General features: G+C 73.3%; 17 protein-coding genes and 1 pseudogene. 8 read left to right on the top strand and 10 right to left on the bottom strand.

Going from position 1 to position 16041, the window contains the following annotated elements; all coding sequences use genetic code 11:
• Positions 1–564: 564 nt before the first annotated feature.
• The 5 genes from alc to BM093_RS26110 all read right to left on the bottom strand — a co-directional run bounded on the left by alc (position 565) and on the right by BM093_RS26110 (position 4976).
• Positions 565–1590 (bottom strand): allantoicase, encoded by a 1026-nt coding sequence (gene alc / locus BM093_RS26130; RefSeq protein WP_093351419.1) that lies wholly within the window; start codon positions 1588–1590, stop codon positions 565–567.
• On the bottom strand, positions 1479–2783 hold the full coding sequence (locus BM093_RS26125; protein ID WP_093351575.1) for a glycerate kinase family protein: 1305 nt from the start codon (positions 2781–2783) through the stop codon (positions 1479–1481). Before BM093_RS26125 ends, alc begins: the two co-directional genes overlap by 112 nt.
• A gap of 77 nt (positions 2784–2860) precedes the next feature.
• A complete protein-coding gene (locus BM093_RS26120) occupies positions 2861–3736 on the bottom strand; it encodes an NAD(P)-dependent oxidoreductase (protein ID WP_093351410.1) in 876 nt (291 codons plus the stop codon).
• The gene (locus BM093_RS26115; RefSeq protein WP_093351405.1) at positions 3733–4551 is read right to left on the bottom strand and encodes a hydroxypyruvate isomerase family protein; all 819 of its coding nucleotides are present in this window, start codon (positions 4549–4551) and stop codon (positions 3733–3735) included. Before BM093_RS26115 ends, BM093_RS26120 begins: the two co-directional genes overlap by 4 nt.
• A gap of 32 nt (positions 4552–4583) precedes the next feature.
• Positions 4584–4976, bottom strand: a complete 393-nt coding sequence (locus tag BM093_RS26110) for an allophanate hydrolase-related protein (RefSeq protein WP_093351400.1) — start codon at positions 4974–4976, stop codon at positions 4584–4586.
• Positions 4977–5175: 199 nt separating this feature from the next.
• Here BM093_RS26110 and BM093_RS26105 point away from each other — a divergent pair, with 199 nt between their 5' ends.
• The 5 genes and pseudogenes from BM093_RS26105 to BM093_RS38395 all read left to right on the top strand — a co-directional run.
• Positions 5176–6666 (top strand): NCS1 family nucleobase:cation symporter-1, encoded by a 1491-nt coding sequence (locus BM093_RS26105; RefSeq protein ID WP_093351396.1) that lies wholly within the window; start codon positions 5176–5178, stop codon positions 6664–6666.
• Positions 6667–6679: 13 nt separating this feature from the next.
• Positions 6680–7402: an aspartate/glutamate racemase family protein gene (locus BM093_RS26100; RefSeq protein WP_093351392.1), complete on the top strand. Its 723-nt coding sequence runs from the start codon at positions 6680–6682 to the stop codon at positions 7400–7402.
• A gap of 23 nt (positions 7403–7425) precedes the next feature.
• A complete protein-coding gene (gene allB, locus BM093_RS26095) occupies positions 7426–8823 on the top strand; it encodes an allantoinase AllB (protein WP_281248733.1) in 1398 nt (465 codons plus the stop codon).
• A gap of 9 nt (positions 8824–8832) precedes the next feature.
• Positions 8833–9654 carry an IclR family transcriptional regulator gene (locus BM093_RS26090; RefSeq protein ID WP_177238716.1) on the top strand — a complete coding sequence of 274 codons (822 nt, stop codon included), beginning with the start codon at positions 8833–8835 and terminating at the stop codon, positions 9652–9654.
• A gap of 335 nt (positions 9655–9989) precedes the next feature.
• Positions 9990–10124 (top strand): annotated as a pseudogene (locus BM093_RS38395) (type IV toxin-antitoxin system AbiEi family antitoxin domain-containing protein); the annotation flags it as partial.
• A gap of 129 nt (positions 10125–10253) precedes the next feature.
• Here the strand turns inward: BM093_RS38395 and BM093_RS36185 are convergent.
• Positions 10254–10703 (bottom strand): hypothetical protein, encoded by a 450-nt coding sequence (locus BM093_RS36185; RefSeq protein WP_177238714.1) that lies wholly within the window; start codon positions 10701–10703, stop codon positions 10254–10256.
• On the opposite strand from BM093_RS36185, the gene BM093_RS36180 reads away from it, so the two are divergent.
• Positions 10697–10849: a hypothetical protein gene (locus BM093_RS36180; RefSeq protein WP_177238713.1), complete on the top strand. Its 153-nt coding sequence runs from the start codon at positions 10697–10699 to the stop codon at positions 10847–10849. The genes BM093_RS36185 and BM093_RS36180 overlap by 7 nt on opposite strands.
• A 72-nt stretch (positions 10850–10921) precedes the next feature.
• Here BM093_RS36180 and BM093_RS26080 read toward each other — a convergent pair whose 3' ends face one another.
• From BM093_RS26080 to uraD, 4 genes are read right to left on the bottom strand one after another with little or no spacing between them, the layout of a single operon-like run.
• On the bottom strand, positions 10922–12319 hold the full coding sequence (locus tag BM093_RS26080; protein WP_093351379.1) for a nucleobase:cation symporter-2 family protein: 1398 nt from the start codon (positions 12317–12319) through the stop codon (positions 10922–10924).
• 5 nt (positions 12320–12324) lie between these two features.
• Positions 12325–13218, bottom strand: a complete 894-nt coding sequence (pucL, locus tag BM093_RS26075) for a factor-independent urate hydroxylase (protein WP_093351374.1) — start codon at positions 13216–13218, stop codon at positions 12325–12327.
• 7 nt (positions 13219–13225) lie between these two features.
• Positions 13226–13531: a hydroxyisourate hydrolase gene (locus tag BM093_RS26070; protein ID WP_093351370.1), complete on the bottom strand. Its 306-nt coding sequence runs from the start codon at positions 13529–13531 to the stop codon at positions 13226–13228.
• Positions 13528–14040: a 2-oxo-4-hydroxy-4-carboxy-5-ureidoimidazoline decarboxylase gene (uraD, locus tag BM093_RS26065; protein ID WP_093351365.1), complete on the bottom strand. Its 513-nt coding sequence runs from the start codon at positions 14038–14040 to the stop codon at positions 13528–13530. Before uraD ends, BM093_RS26070 begins: the two co-directional genes overlap by 4 nt.
• 272 nt (positions 14041–14312) lie before the next feature.
• Between uraD and BM093_RS26060 the strand changes: the two genes are divergently transcribed.
• Together BM093_RS26060 and BM093_RS26055 are read left to right on the top strand one after the other, a co-directional pair.
• A complete protein-coding gene (locus tag BM093_RS26060; RefSeq protein ID WP_093351360.1) occupies positions 14313–15287 on the top strand; it encodes a 2-dehydropantoate 2-reductase in 975 nt (324 codons plus the stop codon).
• Between the two features lie 41 nt (positions 15288–15328).
• A partial coding sequence (locus BM093_RS26055; RefSeq protein WP_177238715.1) for an ATP-grasp domain-containing protein occupies positions 15329–16041 on the top strand: 713 nt, incomplete at its 3' end.

Below are 16041 nucleotides of genomic sequence, written 5' to 3'. Positions count from 1 at the left end.
GCACCGTGCCTCTGCTCGGTGTCACTGACCCCGGGGCACTCACTCCCGGGCCACTTACTCCCGGGTCACTGACTCCGGGCCACTGAACCGGCCGCGATGGCCGGAGCCGGCGGTCCCGAACGCGCCGGCTCCGGCCAGTGGCGACCACCCGCCCGCTCCCCAGCGGCAGGTGGTGAGGTCGGTGTCGTGCCCGCGGGGCGGCCTCGGCGTCCCGCGGGTTCTCGGTGTTCATGAGCCCGGGTGTTCCGTGCAGCTCCGGTGTTCGTGCCGCCCGGGTGTTCGTGCGGATCAGGTTGTCGTGCGGCCTGGCGTTCGTGTGGGTCAGGTGTTCGTGCGGCTCAGGTGTTCGTGCGGCTCAGGTGTTCGTGCGGCCGGGTGTCTCGTGCAGGCTCGAGCGTGCCGCGCCGGCCGGGCGGCGGGCAGGGCCGAAGGTCCCCGCACACCGGTGGACACCCTGCCGTCCACCCCGTCGGTGATGTATATCACGCCACCACGACAGCATGCTCGTGCCCGTCGAACGGCGTGCCCGTCGAACGGCGTACCCGGGTCGAGCGTCGTACCCGGTCAGGCGTCCGGCCGGGCCGCGGCGTCGGTGTCGCGGGCGGCGGCCAGGGCGGCGGCGTCGAGCTCCCCGGGCAGCCGCAGCCGGGAGAGCCCGCCGTCCGGGTACACGTCGAGGCGCAGGTGGGTGGCGGCCGGGGCGCCGGGCAGCGGGAACCGGTGCCGGGTGTCGGGCTGTACCGGCTCGCGGTCCAGCAGCACCTGCCAGTCCCCGCCGGTGCGGTCGTCGCGGGTGCGGACCGAGACCCGGCCCGGCGCGTTCCCGACGAACCAGGTGGTGTCGACCTCGACGTAGCGCGGGACCCCGCCGCCGGCCAGGGCGAACTCGGCCCAGTCGTTGCCGTCGTCGCGCCGGCGGGCGTTCTCCCAGCCCTCGCCCATGTGCCGGGCCTTCCCGGGCAGGATCAGGTTGCCGGGGGAGGAGTAGAACTCGTCCGAGCAGCCGGTGACGTGACCACCGTTCTCGGCGGCGAGCAGGTCGACGGTGCCCTCGAGGAAGCGCGGGTCGGGCAGCACCCGGCCCTGCACCCGGAACCGGGCGACACCGCCGTCCGGGTGCATGATCAACCGGACGTGGGTGAACCGGTGCGCGGCGTGCGCGCCGGAGACCGGGTAGACGTTCGCGGTGTCCCCGGCGCACGCCGACCGCGGGACGATCTCGTACCACTGGGCCTTCGCCAGCTCGTCGGGCGACGGATAGCCGTCCACCGACGCCGCCTCGACCGCGATCTCCGGCGGGTAGTTGCCCCGGAAGAACGCCGTGTCGACGACGACGTGGTCGATCCGCCCCGGTACCCCGAGCCGGACCAGCGCCCAGTCGTGGCCGGGCTCGCGCCGGCGGCGGGTCTCCCAGCCGTCGTACACCTTGCCCTTGAGCCCGAACTCGTCCGGATCGAACCGGGGCGGGGCCGCGGTGATCAGGTTCTCGCGCTGGGCGAAGAACTCGTCGTTGGCGGCGACGACGGAGCCGCCGAGGGCGCGGGAGGCGAGGTCGATGAGGGACGGGTCGACGAGGGCCGGGTCGGACATGGGTCCTCCTTGCCGTGCGAGCGGGTGGTGGACGCCCCGGTGCTGCCGGGCGGGGGATGGTCGGCGGCGATCCGGGCCCCGACCCGGCGCAGCAGCCGGGCGGCGTCGGTGATCGCCCGGGTCCGGTCCTCGGCGAGATCGGTCAGCGCATGGGCGGCGGCGAACCCGGCGGCCCGGACCGCGGCCGCGTCGAGTACCACCTCACCGGCCACGGCGACGACAGGTGTCCCGGCTGCGCGGGCCGCCGCGGCTACCCCGGCCGGGGCCTTGCCGTGCAGGGTCTGGGTGTCGAGCCGGCCCTCCCCGGTGACGACGAGGGCGGCACCGGCGAGCGCGGCGTGGAACCCGGTCAGCTCCAGCACGGTGCCGACCCCCGGACGCAGTGTGGCGCCGCAGAGGGCGGTGAGTCCGAGGCCGGCCCCGCCGGCGGCACCGGCCCCGGGGGCGTCCGCCAGGGCGGCCGGGTCGTGCCCGGACGCTGCGGCCAACACCGTCGCCCACCGCGCGAGCGCCGCGTCGAGCACCGCCACCTGGTCGGGGCCGGCGCCCTTCTGCGGCCCGTACACGGCCGCGGCGCCGGTCGGGCCCAGCAGCGGGTTGTCGACGTCGGCGGCGAGGACGATGCGCACACCCGGCCGGTCCGCCGTACCCGATACCGGACGCAGACGCGGGTGCAGCCCGGTCAGGTCGAGCCGGTCGGCCCGGGCGAGGGCGGCGCCGCCCGGCGGGAGGTCCCGGCCGTCGGCGTCGAGGATCCGGGCACCGAGCCCGCGCAGCACCCCGGCGCCGCCGTCGGTCGTCGCGCTGCCGCCGAGACCGAGCACGATCTCGCCCACCCCGGCGTCGAGGGCGTGCGCGAGCACCGTGCCGAGCCCCTCGGTACCCGCACCGAGCGGGTCCGGGACGCCGCCGGGCAGCGCCGCCAACCCCGAGGTCGCGGCCAGCTCGACGAGCGCCACCGTGCCGGACCGGGCACAGGTGACGGTGCGCGGCGCACCGGTGGGCCCGGTCGCGGACACCGGCACCGGTGTCCAGCCCGCTGCGAGCGCCGCGGCGACCGTGCCCTCGCCGCCGTCGGCGACCGGGCAGCACCGGACCTCCCGGTCCGGCGCGACCTCGGCGATGCCGGCGGCGAGCGCGGACGCCACCCCGGCGGCGTCGAGCGAGCCCTTGAACTTGTCCGGAGCCAGCAGGATCGCCGTACCCGTACCCGTACCCGTACCCGTACCCGTACCCGTACCCGAACCCGTTGCCGGTCCGGCCGGTCGGGTCACGGCGTGTCCCCGTTCAGCCGGGTGACGGTGCGGTGCAGCGCCGAGTGGTCGAGCCCGCCGTCCCCGGCGGCCCGGGTCGCGGCGACGAGCTGGGCCACCAGCGCCGCCACCGGCGTGACCACACCCGCACTGCGCGCGGCCTCGGAGACGATGCCCATGTCCTTGTGGTGCAGGTCGATCCGGAAGCCGGGCGCGAAGTCGCCGTCGAGCATCCGCTGCGCCTTCTGGTTCAGTACCGCCGACCCGGCCAGGCCGCCGCCGAGGACCTCCACCGCGGCCGGAAGATCGGCGCCGTGTGCCTCGAGGAACACCAGCGCCTCGGCGAGCAGGGCGATGTTCCCGGCGACGATGAGCTGGTTGGCGGCCTTCACGGTCTGCCCGGCACCCGGCGGCCCGACGTGCACGACGGTCGTGCCGACCGCGTCGAGCAGCGGACGCGCGTCGGCGACGTCGGCCTCCGCGCCACCGACCATGATGGACAGTGCGGCGTTCTCGGCGCCGGCCTGGCCGCCGGAGACCGGGGCGTCGATCATCCGCAGCCCGCGCGCCTGCGCCTGCTCGGCGAGGTCACGGGCCACGTCCGGCCGGATGGTGGAGAAGTCGACGATCAGGGTGCCGGGCGCCGCGACGTCGAACACCTGACCGGTCAGCACCTCGGTCACGTCGGGGGAGTCGGGCAGCATCAGCGCGACGACGTCGGCGCCGTCGACGGCCTCGGCGACCGACCCGGCGGCCCGACCGCCCGCGTCGACCAGCGGGCGGGTCTTCTCCGGGCTGCGGTTGTGCCCGACGACGTCATGGCCGGCCGCCACGAGGTGGCGCGCCATCGGGTCCCCCATGATCCCGAGGCCGACGAAGGCGACGGTGCTCATGTGCGTGCTCCTTCCGGGTGGGCGAGCCAGGCGAACGGATCGGCGGTGACCGGCGCGTACTCCAGCGAGATCCGGCCGCGGTACCCCGCGGCGTGGACCTGGCCGAGCAGCGCCGCGATCGGCAGCTCCCCGGTGCCGGGCTCGCCACGGCCGGGGGCGTCGGCGATCTGGACGTGCCCGATCCGGCCGGCGTGGGCCGCGATCGCGGCCGCCGGGTCGTCGCCGTTGACGGCCAGGTGGTAGACGTCGAGCAGCAGCCGCACGTCGTCGGACCCGACCCGGTCCAGCACCGCGACGGCGTCGGTCGCGGTCCGGATCGGGTAGGCGTCGACCCCGCTGACCGGTTCGAGCAGCGCGACCGCACCGATCCGGGCGGCGGCGCGCCCGGCGAGCGCGAGGTTCTCCGCGGCGAGCTCGTCCTGGACCTCGGTCGCGACCCCCGGGATCCGGTTGCCGTACAGCGCGTTGAACCCGCTGGTGCCCAGTCGTGCGCCGATCCCGACGGCGACCTCGACGTTGTCGGCGAACGCGCTCGCCCGGTCCGGGTCGGAGGGGATGCCGCGCTCACCGGCCGGCATGTCCCCGGCGGCGAAGTTGAGCCCGGACAGCACGAGACCGGCGTCGGACACCGCGGACACGAACGCGTCGACGTCGCGGTCGGCGGGCACCGGCCGGTCGAACGGCCACCAGAACTCGACGGCGTCGAACCCGGCGGCGGCCGCCGCGGCGGGTCGATCGAGCAGCGGCAGCCCACCGAAGACGATCGAGCAGTTGACGGTCGTCGGGAGGGGGACGGGCTGCGGGGCGGTCGGCACTGCTGCCTCCTGCGGGGTGGGCGGCGGGTGGATCAGGCGGGCTCGGGCAGGCCGCGGTAGGCGCGCCAGCCGCCGTGCGCGGTGATGTCGGTGAGCTCGCCGGCCTGGCGGTCCAGGACGCCGGGCCGCAGCCCGACGGCGAGGACGTCGCGGCCGTCGTCGAGCTCGATCACGGTCAGCTCCAGCTCCGGTGGCTCGTCGGGCAGGAAGTCGGTGCGGATCGCCGCGAGCGGCACGTCGTAGATCTCCCCGTCCAGCGGGACACCGCCGGTGGGGTCGTCTACCAGCGCGGGGAACGCGTCGCGCACGGAGTACATCCGGTAGTGCGGTGCGGTGCGCACGGCCCCGAGGAACGGGTGGGCGGACACGTTGTGGTGCAGCCGTCCGCCGCGCATCGCATCGCCGGAGCAGAACAGAGCGGTCACCGGAGCCTCCCGAACTGATTTCGCCATATGGAAACTTCATTCCGCAAGTGCGGTGAATCGCAACACGGTCCCCCGAGGCTGTCAAGGTTCCCACCGGTCACGGCGCCCCCTTGACGGGCGTGTGACCGCCGCCATAGCGTGATTCCACCAGACAAGAGAACGGTTCCGTATCGCGAAACTGGTGAAGAGGTGTGGCTCGATGGCGCGCCCCGGTCCGACCCGCACCGTCCCCGAGCAGGCGGCCGGCCTGAGCTCGCGGCTCTACAACCACGACCTCGCTCCCACCCGCGTCGAGGGGCGGTCCTGGAAGGCCTACAACATCTTCACGCTGTGGGCCGTCGACGTGCACAGCCTCGGCAACTACGGCTTCGCGCTCGGCCTGTTCGCCCTCGGCCTCGGCGCCTGGCAGATCCTGGTGTCGCTGGGCATCGGGGCGCTGCTGCTGTTCGTCCTGCTGACGATCGCCGGGTACATGGGGTACCGGACCGGTCTGCCGTTCCCGGTGATGAGCCGGATCGCGTTCGGCGTCCGCGGGGCGCAGCTGCCCGCGATGGTCCGCGGCGTGGTGGCGATCGCCTGGTTCGGTATCCAGACCTACCTGGTCACCCAGGTGCTGACCGTGATGGTGCTCGCCGTCGCGCCGGCTGCGCAGGCCCTCGAGGCCGTCTCGTTCCTCGGCCTGTCGGTGCTCGGCTGGATCTGCTTCGTCGCGCTGTGGGTGGTCCAGGTCGTCATCCTGCTCTACGGGATGGACGGGATCCGCCGCTACGAGGCGTTCGCCGGCCCGGTGGTGCTCGTGACCCTGGCCGCGCTCGCCGGCTGGATGCTGTGGCAGACCGGCGGCGACATCGCGGTGTCGACGCCGTTGCCGCTGACCGGCGGGGCGATGTGGGTGCAGATCCTGGCCGGCGCCTCGCTGTGGACGGCGATCTACGGCACCTTCGTCCTGAACTTCTGCGACTTCACCCGGAGCTCGGCGAGCACCACCGCGATCCGCCGGGGCAGCTTCTGGGGGATCCTGCCGAACACGGTGTTCTTCGGCTGCGTCGTGGTGGTGCTCGCGGGCGGCCAGTTCCGGATCGACGGGCAGGTGATCTCCAGCCCCAGCGACGTCGTCAACACCATCCCGAACACCCCGCTGCTGCTGCTCGCCTCGGCCGCGCTGCTGGTGCTGACGGTCGCGGTCAACCTCATGGCCAACTTCGTGGCCCCCTGCTACGCGCTGTCGAACCTGATGCCGCGGGTGCTCGACTTCCGGCGTGCGGGGGTCGTGAGCGCCGTGCTCGGCCTGGTGATCCTGCCGTGGAACCTCTACGACAACCCGACCGTGATCGTCTACTTCCTCGGCGTGCTCGGTGCCCTGCTCGGGCCGCTGTTCGGCATCGTCATGGCGGACTACTGGCTGGTGCGGCGTGGCCGGATCGACGTCCCGGCGCTCTACACCGAGGCGTCCGACGGTGCCTATCACTACCGGCGCGGGGTCAACGTCCGTGCGGTGGCGGTGTTCGTGCCGTCCGCCGTGGTCGCGGTCGCCGCCGGCTTCGTGCCCGCCCTCGAGGCGGTCGCGCCGTTCTCCTGGTTCCTCGGGGCAGCCATGGGGGCGGTGCTCACGGTGCTGGTGGCGCCCCGGGGCACGGAGTACCGGGCGGTCTCCGGCGAGCGCATCGCCGTGGACCCGTCGGAGCACTGAAGGGGCCGCAACCGTGAAGATCCTCGTCGTCAATGTCAACACCACCGCGTCGGTGACCGAGGCGATCGCCGCCTCGGCCCGCGCCGTCGCCGCACCGGGCACGGAGATCGTCGGGCTCACGCCGTCGTTCGGTGCCGAGTCGGTGGAGGGCAACCTGGAGAGCTACCTGGCCGCGGTCGGGGTGGCCGACGCCGTGGCCCGGTATCCGGACCCGTTCGACGCGGTGATCCAGGCCGGCTACGGCGAGCACGGCCGGGAGGGCCTGCAGGAGATGCTCGACGTCCCGGTCGTCGACATCACCGAGGCGGCCGCGACCACCGCGTTGTACCTGGGTCACCGGTACTCGGTGGTGACCACACTGGACCGCACGGTGCCGTTGATCTCCGACCGGTTGCTGCTGGCCGGGCTCGACCGGCGCTGCGCGTCGGTGCGGGCGTCCGGGCTGGCGGTGCTGGAGCTGGAGCAGGACCCGGCCCGGGCGGTCGCGGCGATCGTCGAGCAGGCACAGCGGGCCGTCGCCGACGACCACGCCGAGGTGATCTGCCTCGGCTGCGGCGGGATGGCGGGCCTGCAGGAGCAGGTCCGCGCGGCCACCGGTGTGCCGGTGGTCGACGGCGTGCCGGCCGCGGTCACGATCGCCGAGTCGCTGGTGCGGCTGGGCCTGACGACGTCGAAGGTGCGGACCTACGCCGCGCCCCGCAGCAAGCGGATCAGCGGATTCCCCGTGGGCGGATGACGGGATCGGAACATGGAGGGCACGTGAGCTACGACCTGGTGATCCGCGGCCGGCGGATCATGACGACGGCCGGGGAGCAGCCCCGGGAGATCGGTGTCACCGGCGGGACGATCGTCGCGATCGAGCCGCTGGGCAACGGCCTCGACGGCGCCCGGGTGCTCGAGCTCGGTGACGACGAGGTGCTGCTGCCCGGCCTGGTGGACACCCACGTGCACGTCAACGAGCCGGGCCGCACCGAGTGGGAGGGGTTCGCCTCGGCCACCCGGGCGGCGGCCGCGGGCGGTGTCACGACCGTCGTGGACATGCCGCTGAACTCCATCCCGCCGACCGTCGACGTCGGTGCGCTGGAGGTGAAGCGCAAGGTCGCCGCGGACCAGGCGTTCGTCGACGTCGGGTTCTGGGGCGGGGCCGTCCCGGGCAACATCGGCGACCTGCGGGGCCTGCACGACGAGGGCGTGTTCGGCTTCAAGTGCTTCCTGCTGCACTCCGGTGTCGAGGAGTTCCCGCCGCTGGACGCCGACGAGATGGAACGCGACATGGCCGAGCTGGCCACGTTCGACGCCGTCATGATCGTCCACGCGGAGGACTCGCGGGCCATCGAGAAGGCACCGACCCCGCACGGGGCGGAGTACGCGTCGTTCCTGGCCTCGCGTCCCCGCGGCGCGGAGAACCTGGCGATCGCCGAGGTGATCGAGCGGGCCCGCTGGACCGGGGCGCGGGCACACGTGCTGCACGTGTCGTCGTCGGACGCGCTGCCGATGCTCGCGAGCGCGCGCCGCGACGGGGTACGGATCACCGCGGAGACCTGCCCGCACTACCTGACCCTGTTCGCGGAGGAGATCGCCGACGGCGCGACGACGCACAAGTGCTGCCCGCCGATCCGGGAGGCGTCGAACCGCGAGCTGCTCTGGGAGGGGCTGCTGGACGGGACGATCGACTGCATCGTCTCCGACCACTCGCCGTCCACTGTGGAGCTGAAGCTGCTCGACTCGGGGGACTTCAACCTGGCCTGGGGCGGGGTGTCGTCGCTGCAGCTCGGGCTGTCGCTGGTGTGGAGCGAGGCGCGCCGGCGGGGGATCGGGCTGCAGCAGGTCGTGCGGTGGATGGCGGCCCGGCCCGCCGAGCTGGTCGGGCTCACCACGAAGGGGAAGGTCGCGCTGGGGTACGACGCCGACCTGGCCGTCTTCGCGCCCGACGCCGCGTTCGTCGTCGACCCGCAGCGGCTGCACCACAAGAACAAGGTCTCCGCCTACGCCGGGCGGGCGCTCGCGGGCGTCGTCCGCCGGACGATCCTGGCCGGTCGGGACGTCGACACGGCGCCCGGTGCGGTGGCGCAGGGCAGGCTGTTGCGCCGCGGGTCGGTGGAGCGGGTGAGCGGTCCCGGGCCGGACGTCCCTGACCCCGCCCCGGAAGAGGGCTAGACTTTCGTCATGCGGAATAGCGACTCCGATATCGACGCTCCCGGCGCCACCGCCGATGTCGGCGGCGCGCCCGCTCGCTCCGGCACCGTCCAGGCCGTCGAGCGGGCCGTCGACCTGCTCGAGGCCATGGCCGACGCCGGCGGCACCGTGAGCCTGTCGCACCTGGCCGCGAGCTCCGGGCTGCCGCTGCCGACGATCCACCGGCTCGTCCGGACCCTCGCCGGGCGAGGCTACGTGCGGCAGCAGTCGTCGCGGGAGTACGCGCTGGGGCCCCGCCTGGTCCGGCTCGGAGACACCGCCGGACGCCTGGTCGGGGTCTGGGCCCAGTCACGGCTGGCCGAGCTGGTCGACGCGCTGGGGGAGAGCGCCAACCTGGCGCTGCTGGAGGGCAACCAGATCGTCTACGTGGCCCAGGAGCCCGGACGGCACTCGATGCGGATGTTCACCGAGGTCGGACGCCGGGTCTCGCCGCACTGCACCGCCGTCGGCAAGGCCCTGCTCGCCAGGATGCCGGCCGAGAAGGCACGGGAGATCCTGCGGCACAACGACTTCACCCGCCACACCGACAACACGATCACCTCGCTCGCGGCCTTCGACGCCGAGCTCGAGAAGGTGCGCTCGGCGGGCTACGCCGTCGACGAGGGGGAGCAGGAGCTCGGCGTCCGGTGCGTCGCCGTGGCGCTGGACGGGCCGCTGCCCGCCGCGGTCTCGATCTCGGGACCGACGACCCGGATGACCGACGCCCTGCTCGACTCCGCCGTGCCGAAGCTGCAGGCCGCCGCGGACGCGCTCGTCGACGAGCTGGCCCGGCAGGACGCCGCCACGGCCTGACCCTGCTCGTCCGCCGGCCCCCGGCCGCCGGCTCCCATGATCGGGGAGTTGCGGAGGTTCGGTGCCGGATCCGGCACCGATGTTGCACGACTCCCTGATGATGGGCCCGGCCGAGCACGTGTCCGGCGTGCTCGCGCCGGTGTGCCCGTCCCCTCCCTGACTCTCATGATCGGGGAGTGGCGCAGGTTCGGTGCCGGATCCGGCACCGATCCTGCACGACTCGCAGATCATGTCCGGCGCCTCCCGGCATCACCGCGCTGCCGCGGCATGTGCGACTGCGAACCGTTCCGGGGAACGGCCGGTGACGCCGCGTCGGTCGGCGGATCCTCCGCGCCGTGCATCTCAGTGAGCTCCTCGCGTGGCAGGCGGGCGTCGTGTCGCGGGCCCAGGCGCTGGCGTGCGGGATGTCCGCACGGACGATCGCCCGCCGCCGCGCGTCGGGGGACTGGATCGAGCTCCTGCCCGGGATCTACCTGGTCGCCGGCCACCGGCGCTCCCACGAGATGTGGGTCCGTGCCGCCTCGCTCTGGGCGGGTGGGCGCGCAACGGTGCACGGCCCGTCGGCCGCGTTCTGGCACGGGATGCGCGAGACCGCCCCGCTACCGGTGCTGGTCACCGTTCCGCGGAACGTGCGCCGGGTCCGGCGGGCCGAGATCCGGGTGCGCACCAAGGATCTCGCGGCGGTGGACCGGGTCGAGCTCCGCGGGATCGGGGTGACCGGCCGGGGCCTGACCGTCCTGGAGACGGCCGCCGTCCACGACGACGGCCCGGCGTTCCTCGACCGCGCCCTGCAGCGGTACGTGGAACCGGCCGACCTGCAGGCGGCGTACGCCCGCGGGCTCGGCGGTCACGGGATGGACAGGGCCGGCCGGCTGCTGGTCGCGGCAATGGACCGGGCGGACTCGGCCCTCGAGCGGCGGTTGCTGCAGCTGGTGCGGGGCGCGGGCGTCACCGGCGTCGTCCGGGGTCTGCCGTTCCAGGGCTGGCACATCGATATCGCGTTCCCGGACGTCCGGGTCGCCGTCGAGGTCGACGGCTGGGCGTGGCACGTCGACCGGGACGGTTCCGCAGTGACCGGGCCAAGCAGAACGCCCTGGTCGGTGCCGGCTGGGTGGTGCTGCGGTTCACCTGGTCCGACATCCACGAGCACCCGGGCCGGACGGTGGCCGCGATCCGGGCAGCCGTGCGGCGGTGATCGGGGAGTGGCCGACGATCGGTGCCGGATCCGGCACGCATCTTTCACCACTTCCCGATCATGGCGGCGCGATCAGTCCCGGTCCTGCACCACGGGTGCGGGTGCCTCCGCGGCGATCGGACCCTCCCGGTCGCGCACGCCGTGGAACAGCAGGTTCAGCAGCACTGCGGCGACGGCGGCGGCACTGATCCCCGAGTCGAACACGGTCCGGAACCACTCCGGGAAATCGTGGTAGAAGTCCGGCGCGGCGATCGGCAGGATGCCGAGCCCCAGCGCCACCGCGACGATCACGAGGTTGGCCTGGCCGTCGAAGTCGACCCTCGCCAGCGACCGGATGCCGGACGCGGCGACCGTGGCGAACAGCGCCAGTCCCGCCCCGCCGAGCACCGGCTGCGGCACCGAGGCGATCACGGCCCCGAGTTTCGGGAACAGCCCCAGCACCACCAGGATCACGCCGCCCATCGCGACGACGAACCGGCTGCGGATCCCGGTGATCGCGACCAGCCCGACGTTCTGGGCGAATGCCGAGGCCGGGAAGCTGTTGAGCAGGCCGCCGGAGACCGCGGTCGCGAGGGTGTCGGCCCGCAGGCCGGCGACCACGTCCGGCCCGGCCGCCCGGCGGCCGACGATCTCCCCGACGGCGAGCAGGTCCGCGGTCGTCTCCGTCATGATCACCAGCATCACGACGGTCATCGAGATGATCGCGGCGATCGAGAACTGCGGTGTCCCGAAGTGGAACGGGGTCGACACCGCGAACCACGACGCCTCACCGACCCGGGAGAAGTCGGCCATCCCGATCGTGGCGGCCAGCACGGTCCCGGCGACCAGCGAGAGCAGGATCGCGATCCGCGACCAGAACCCGGGCAGGAACCGGTACACGAGCACGATCACCAGGAGCGTGAACGCGGCGAGCCCGATCGAGGCCGGGTCGCCCGGCCGGTCGTCGCCGGCACCGGAGGCCCAGCGGATCGCGACCGGGAGCAGCGAGACGCCGATGACGGTGATGACCGTGCCCGTGACCACCGGCGGGAACAGCCGGATCAGCCGGTGGAACAGCGGTGCCAGCAGCACCCCGATCAACCCGGCGACCAGCGTCGCGCCGAAGATCATGGTCAGTCCGTGCCGTCCGCCGCCGGCGCCGGTCCCGATCGTGATCATCGAGGCGACGGCCGCGAACGAGACTCCCTGCACCAGCGGCAGCCGGGCACCGACCCGCCACACCCCGATCGTCTGCAGGACCGTGGCCAGCCCGGCCACGAACAGGGTGGCCGCGAGCAGGTAGGAGATGTCGGCGAACGGCAGGCCCAGCGCCTGTCCGACGATGAGGGGCACCGCGACCAGGCCCGCGTACATCGTCATGACGTGCTGCAGGCCGTAGAGCACCAGCGTGCCGGTGGGCAGCACCTCGTCGACCGGGTGCACCTCGCCGGACGGGCGGGCGCGGGGCCGGGGCAGGCGGGGGCGTCCCACCCGGCTCACCAGGCCTGGCCGGGGTCGAACGCCGGTCCCGGGGCCGGGGCGTCGTCGCGGCGGACGGTGCCCTCGATCAGCCCGTACGGCCGGTCGTCGGCGTGGAAGACCTCGCCCGGGTTCTTCAGCCCGAACGGTGCGAGATCGACCAGGAAGTGGTGCTTGTTCGGCAGCGAGAACCGGATCTCCCCGATGCCGGGCCCGGTGGCGAGCACCTGGGTGCCCATCTCGTAGAGCGTCTGCTGCAGCGCGAGGCTGTGGTGCCCGGCGAACGCCGAGGTCATCGCCGTGATCGCGGTCGCGTGCGCGGTGTCCCAGTCGGCGGGGTGCTCGGCGTGCCACCACTGTGCGGTGACCTCGGTGGCCATCACGCGGTTGGTCGTCTCGGCGAGCGTGGTGTAGCGGTCGGTGTAGAAGCTGTGGAACTCCGAGTCGGTCGTCTTCAGCACGACCAGGCCGGCCACCCCGGACGTCACCCACTCCGCACCGTCACCGGCCCGGGTGACGGTCGTGGTGCGGACGTGCCCGCCGTCGCGGGCGAACGCGTGCGGGTGCGGCGCGCCGGCGTGCTCGAGTCGGCGCCAGGGGAAGGTCTCGATGCCGACCCGGACCCGCGACACCTGCGGCACCCCGGTGAAGTGCCGGGCCAGCGCGAGACCGAAGGCCTCCGGGGTGCGGGCCGCGTCACCGGCCTCCTTCGCGAACGCGTTGATCGTGTTCTTGACCGCGTCGGTGGTGAGGACGCGGGTGTTGTCCCCGGTCAGATGGGTGTCGGCGTAGTCGCCGGAGAGGGCGACCGAGACGTTGTGGTCGGAGATCACGTGGGGATCGGTATCGCGGTGGATCCGCACCACGCGGACCTCCGCCTTGCCGTACTGGGTGTGGCCGAGGATCGGCATCTGAGGATCAGCTCCCGAGATAGGTGGAGTAGGAGTACGGCGACAGCAGGAGCGGGACGTGGTGATGGCGGTCCGTGCGCTCCGGCCGGAAGGCGATCGTCGCCTCCGGGAAGAAGGGGCCCGGCGTCTCGAAGGTGACGCGGTGGACGACGCCGGCGGTGAGCGCGGCGGAGTCCGGGGCGCGCCAGCGACCGTCGTCGTCGGTGACGCCGGAGGCGAGGACCGAGCCGTCGGCCCGGGACAGGGTGACCGGGACGCCCGCGGCGGGCAGGCCCCGTGCGGTGTCGAGGACGTGGGTGGAGAAGCTGCTCATCGGGCCAGCACCTCCCGCAGGCGCAGCGCGGTGATCTCGGCCAGCTGCCCGGCGGCCTCGGTGCGCTCGGCCGCGGGGTCGTTGCCGAGCCGCCGTTCCAGCTCGGCGAGGATCCCCTCGGCGTCCCGGCCGGCGGCACGGATCAGGAACACGTGCCCGAACCGCTGCTCGTAGGCGGCGTTGCCCGCAGCCAGGCGCGCGGTGGTGCCGGCGTCGGAGCCGACCCCGGACTGCTCCCGGCGGGAGAACGCGGCGCCGTCGCCGTGGGCGCCGCCCGGTCGCTCGCCGATCCGGGGATGGCCGGCCAGGGCGGTGTCGATCTCGTCGGCGTCGAGCCCGCGGACGGCCGTGTCGGCGGCGGCGACGGCGTCGTCGACGTCCGCGTACGGGCGTCCGGCCAGCAGCCGCCCGGCCCACGTGGGCGAGGTGTTGCACGCACGCAGGACGGTGGAGAGCTCGTCCGGCGGAGCGGTGTTGAGTCGGTCGAGGGTGAGAGCAACGTCCGGCATGACCCAGCTTCCGTGCGAGATTCCGTAGTGCGGAATTGAGATTCCGTAACTGGAGTCAGTCTTCGTCCGCGGAACGGACGTGTCAAGGGTCACTCCGGCGAGCGTTCTCGTGGCCGCACGGCGCCCCGGTCGCTCGTGTCGCTGTCGCTCGTGTCGCTGTCGGTCGCCTCGCTGTCGGTCGCGTCGTGGCCGTCGCTGCGACGGGGAGGCCTTGTCAACGCAAGACTCCATACCGTATACAGTCTGCACACTTCGGCCCTCGGGAGGTCCATGTGAAGGTTGCTGTGCTCGGCGCCGGCGCCATCGGCGCCTATGTGGGAGCTGCCCTCTGTCGCGCCGGTGTCGAGGTCCACCTCGTCGCCCGCGGCCCGCACCTCGCCGCGCTCCGCGAGAACGGTGTGCAGGTGATCAGTCCACGCGGGGACTTCGTCGCCCGTCCGCACGCCACCGACGACCCGGCCGCGGTCGGACCCGTCGACCACGTCGTGCTGGGGTTCAAGGCCAACTCCTACGCCTCGGCCGGCCCGCTCGTCGAACCGTTGCTGCACACCGGCACCAGCATCATCGCCGCCCAGAACGGCATCCCGTGGTGGTACTTCCACGGGCTGCCCGGACCGTACGAGGACAGGCGTCTCGAGAGCGTCGACCCGGACGGCACCGTGAGCAAGGCGCTGCCGGTGGAGCGGGCGATCGGGTGCGTGGTCTACGCCGCCACCGAGATCCGGTCCCCCGGGGTGGTGCAGCACCTCGAGGGCACCCGGTTCTCGATCGGCGAGCCCGACGGGACCGTGTCGCAACGCTGCACCGAGTTCGCCGAGGCGATGGTCGCCGGCGGGCTCAAGTGCCCGGTCGAGCCGGCGCTGCGTGACGACATCTGGATCAAGCTGATGGGCAACATCGCGTTCAACCCGCTCAGCGCACTGACCCGGGCGACCATGTCCGGGATCTGCCGTCACCCCGGCACCCGCACGCTCGTCGAGTCCATGATGGAGGAGACCCTCGAGGTGGCCCACCGGGTCGGGTCGCACCCGCAGATCTCCGTCGAGCGCCGCATCGCGGGAGCCGAACGGACCGGCGAGCACAAGACGTCGACCCTGCAGGACCTCGAGCGCGGCCGCCCGATGGAGCTCGACGTGCTGCTCTCGGCCGTCATCGAGATCGCCGACCTGACCGGGGCCGAGGTGCCGACGCTGCGCACCGTCGGCGCCCTGGCCGACCTGCTCGACCGGGAGGTGTCGGGCCGGTAGCCGCACGTCCCACCCAGCACGCTGCACCGAGAGGAACCACGGTGGACCTTTTCGAGTACCAGGCACGAGATCTCTTCGCCGCGCACGGGGTCCCGGTGCTGCCGGGCAGGACCGTGGACAACGCCGCCGACGCGGCGGCCGCGGCCTCCGGCATCGGCACCCCGGTCGTGGTGAAGGCCCAGGTCAAGACCGGTGGCCGGGGCAAGGCCGGCGGCGTGAAGCCGGCGGCGAACCCGGACGAGGCACGCGAGCGGGCCGAGGCGATCCTCGGTCTGGACATCAAGGGCCACACGGTCCACCAGGTGCTGGTGACCGAGGCCAGTGACATCTCCGAGGAGTATTACTTCTCGTTCCTGCTGGACCGGTCGAACCGCACGTTCCTGGCCATGTGCTCGGCCGAGGGCGGTATGGAGATCGAGGAGCTGGCCGTCGAGCGCCCGGAGGCGCTGGCGCGCATCGCGATCGACCCGATCGCCGGTGTCGACAAGGCCAAGGCCGACGAGATCGTCGCCGCGGGCAAGATCCCGGCCGCGGTCGCGGACGAGGCCGCGAACGTGATCGTGAAGCTGTGGGAGACCTTCGTCGCCGAGGACGCGACGCTGGTCGAGGTCAACCCGCTGGTGCGTGACCCGCAGGACAAGGTGATCGCCCTCGACGGCAAGGTCACCCTGGACGAGAACGCCGCGTTCCGCCACGAGGCGCACGCCCAGCTGGTCGACGAGCGGACCGAGAACCCGCTCGAGGCGAAGGCGAA

Origin of the sequence: Pseudonocardia ammonioxydans (assembly GCF_900115005.1) — a bacterium.
GTDB lineage: Bacteria > Actinomycetota > Actinomycetes > Mycobacteriales > Pseudonocardiaceae > Pseudonocardia > Pseudonocardia ammonioxydans.
The sequence above is the reverse complement of the archived record's forward strand: the minus strand, read 5'-3'. Positions and strand labels throughout refer to the sequence as shown.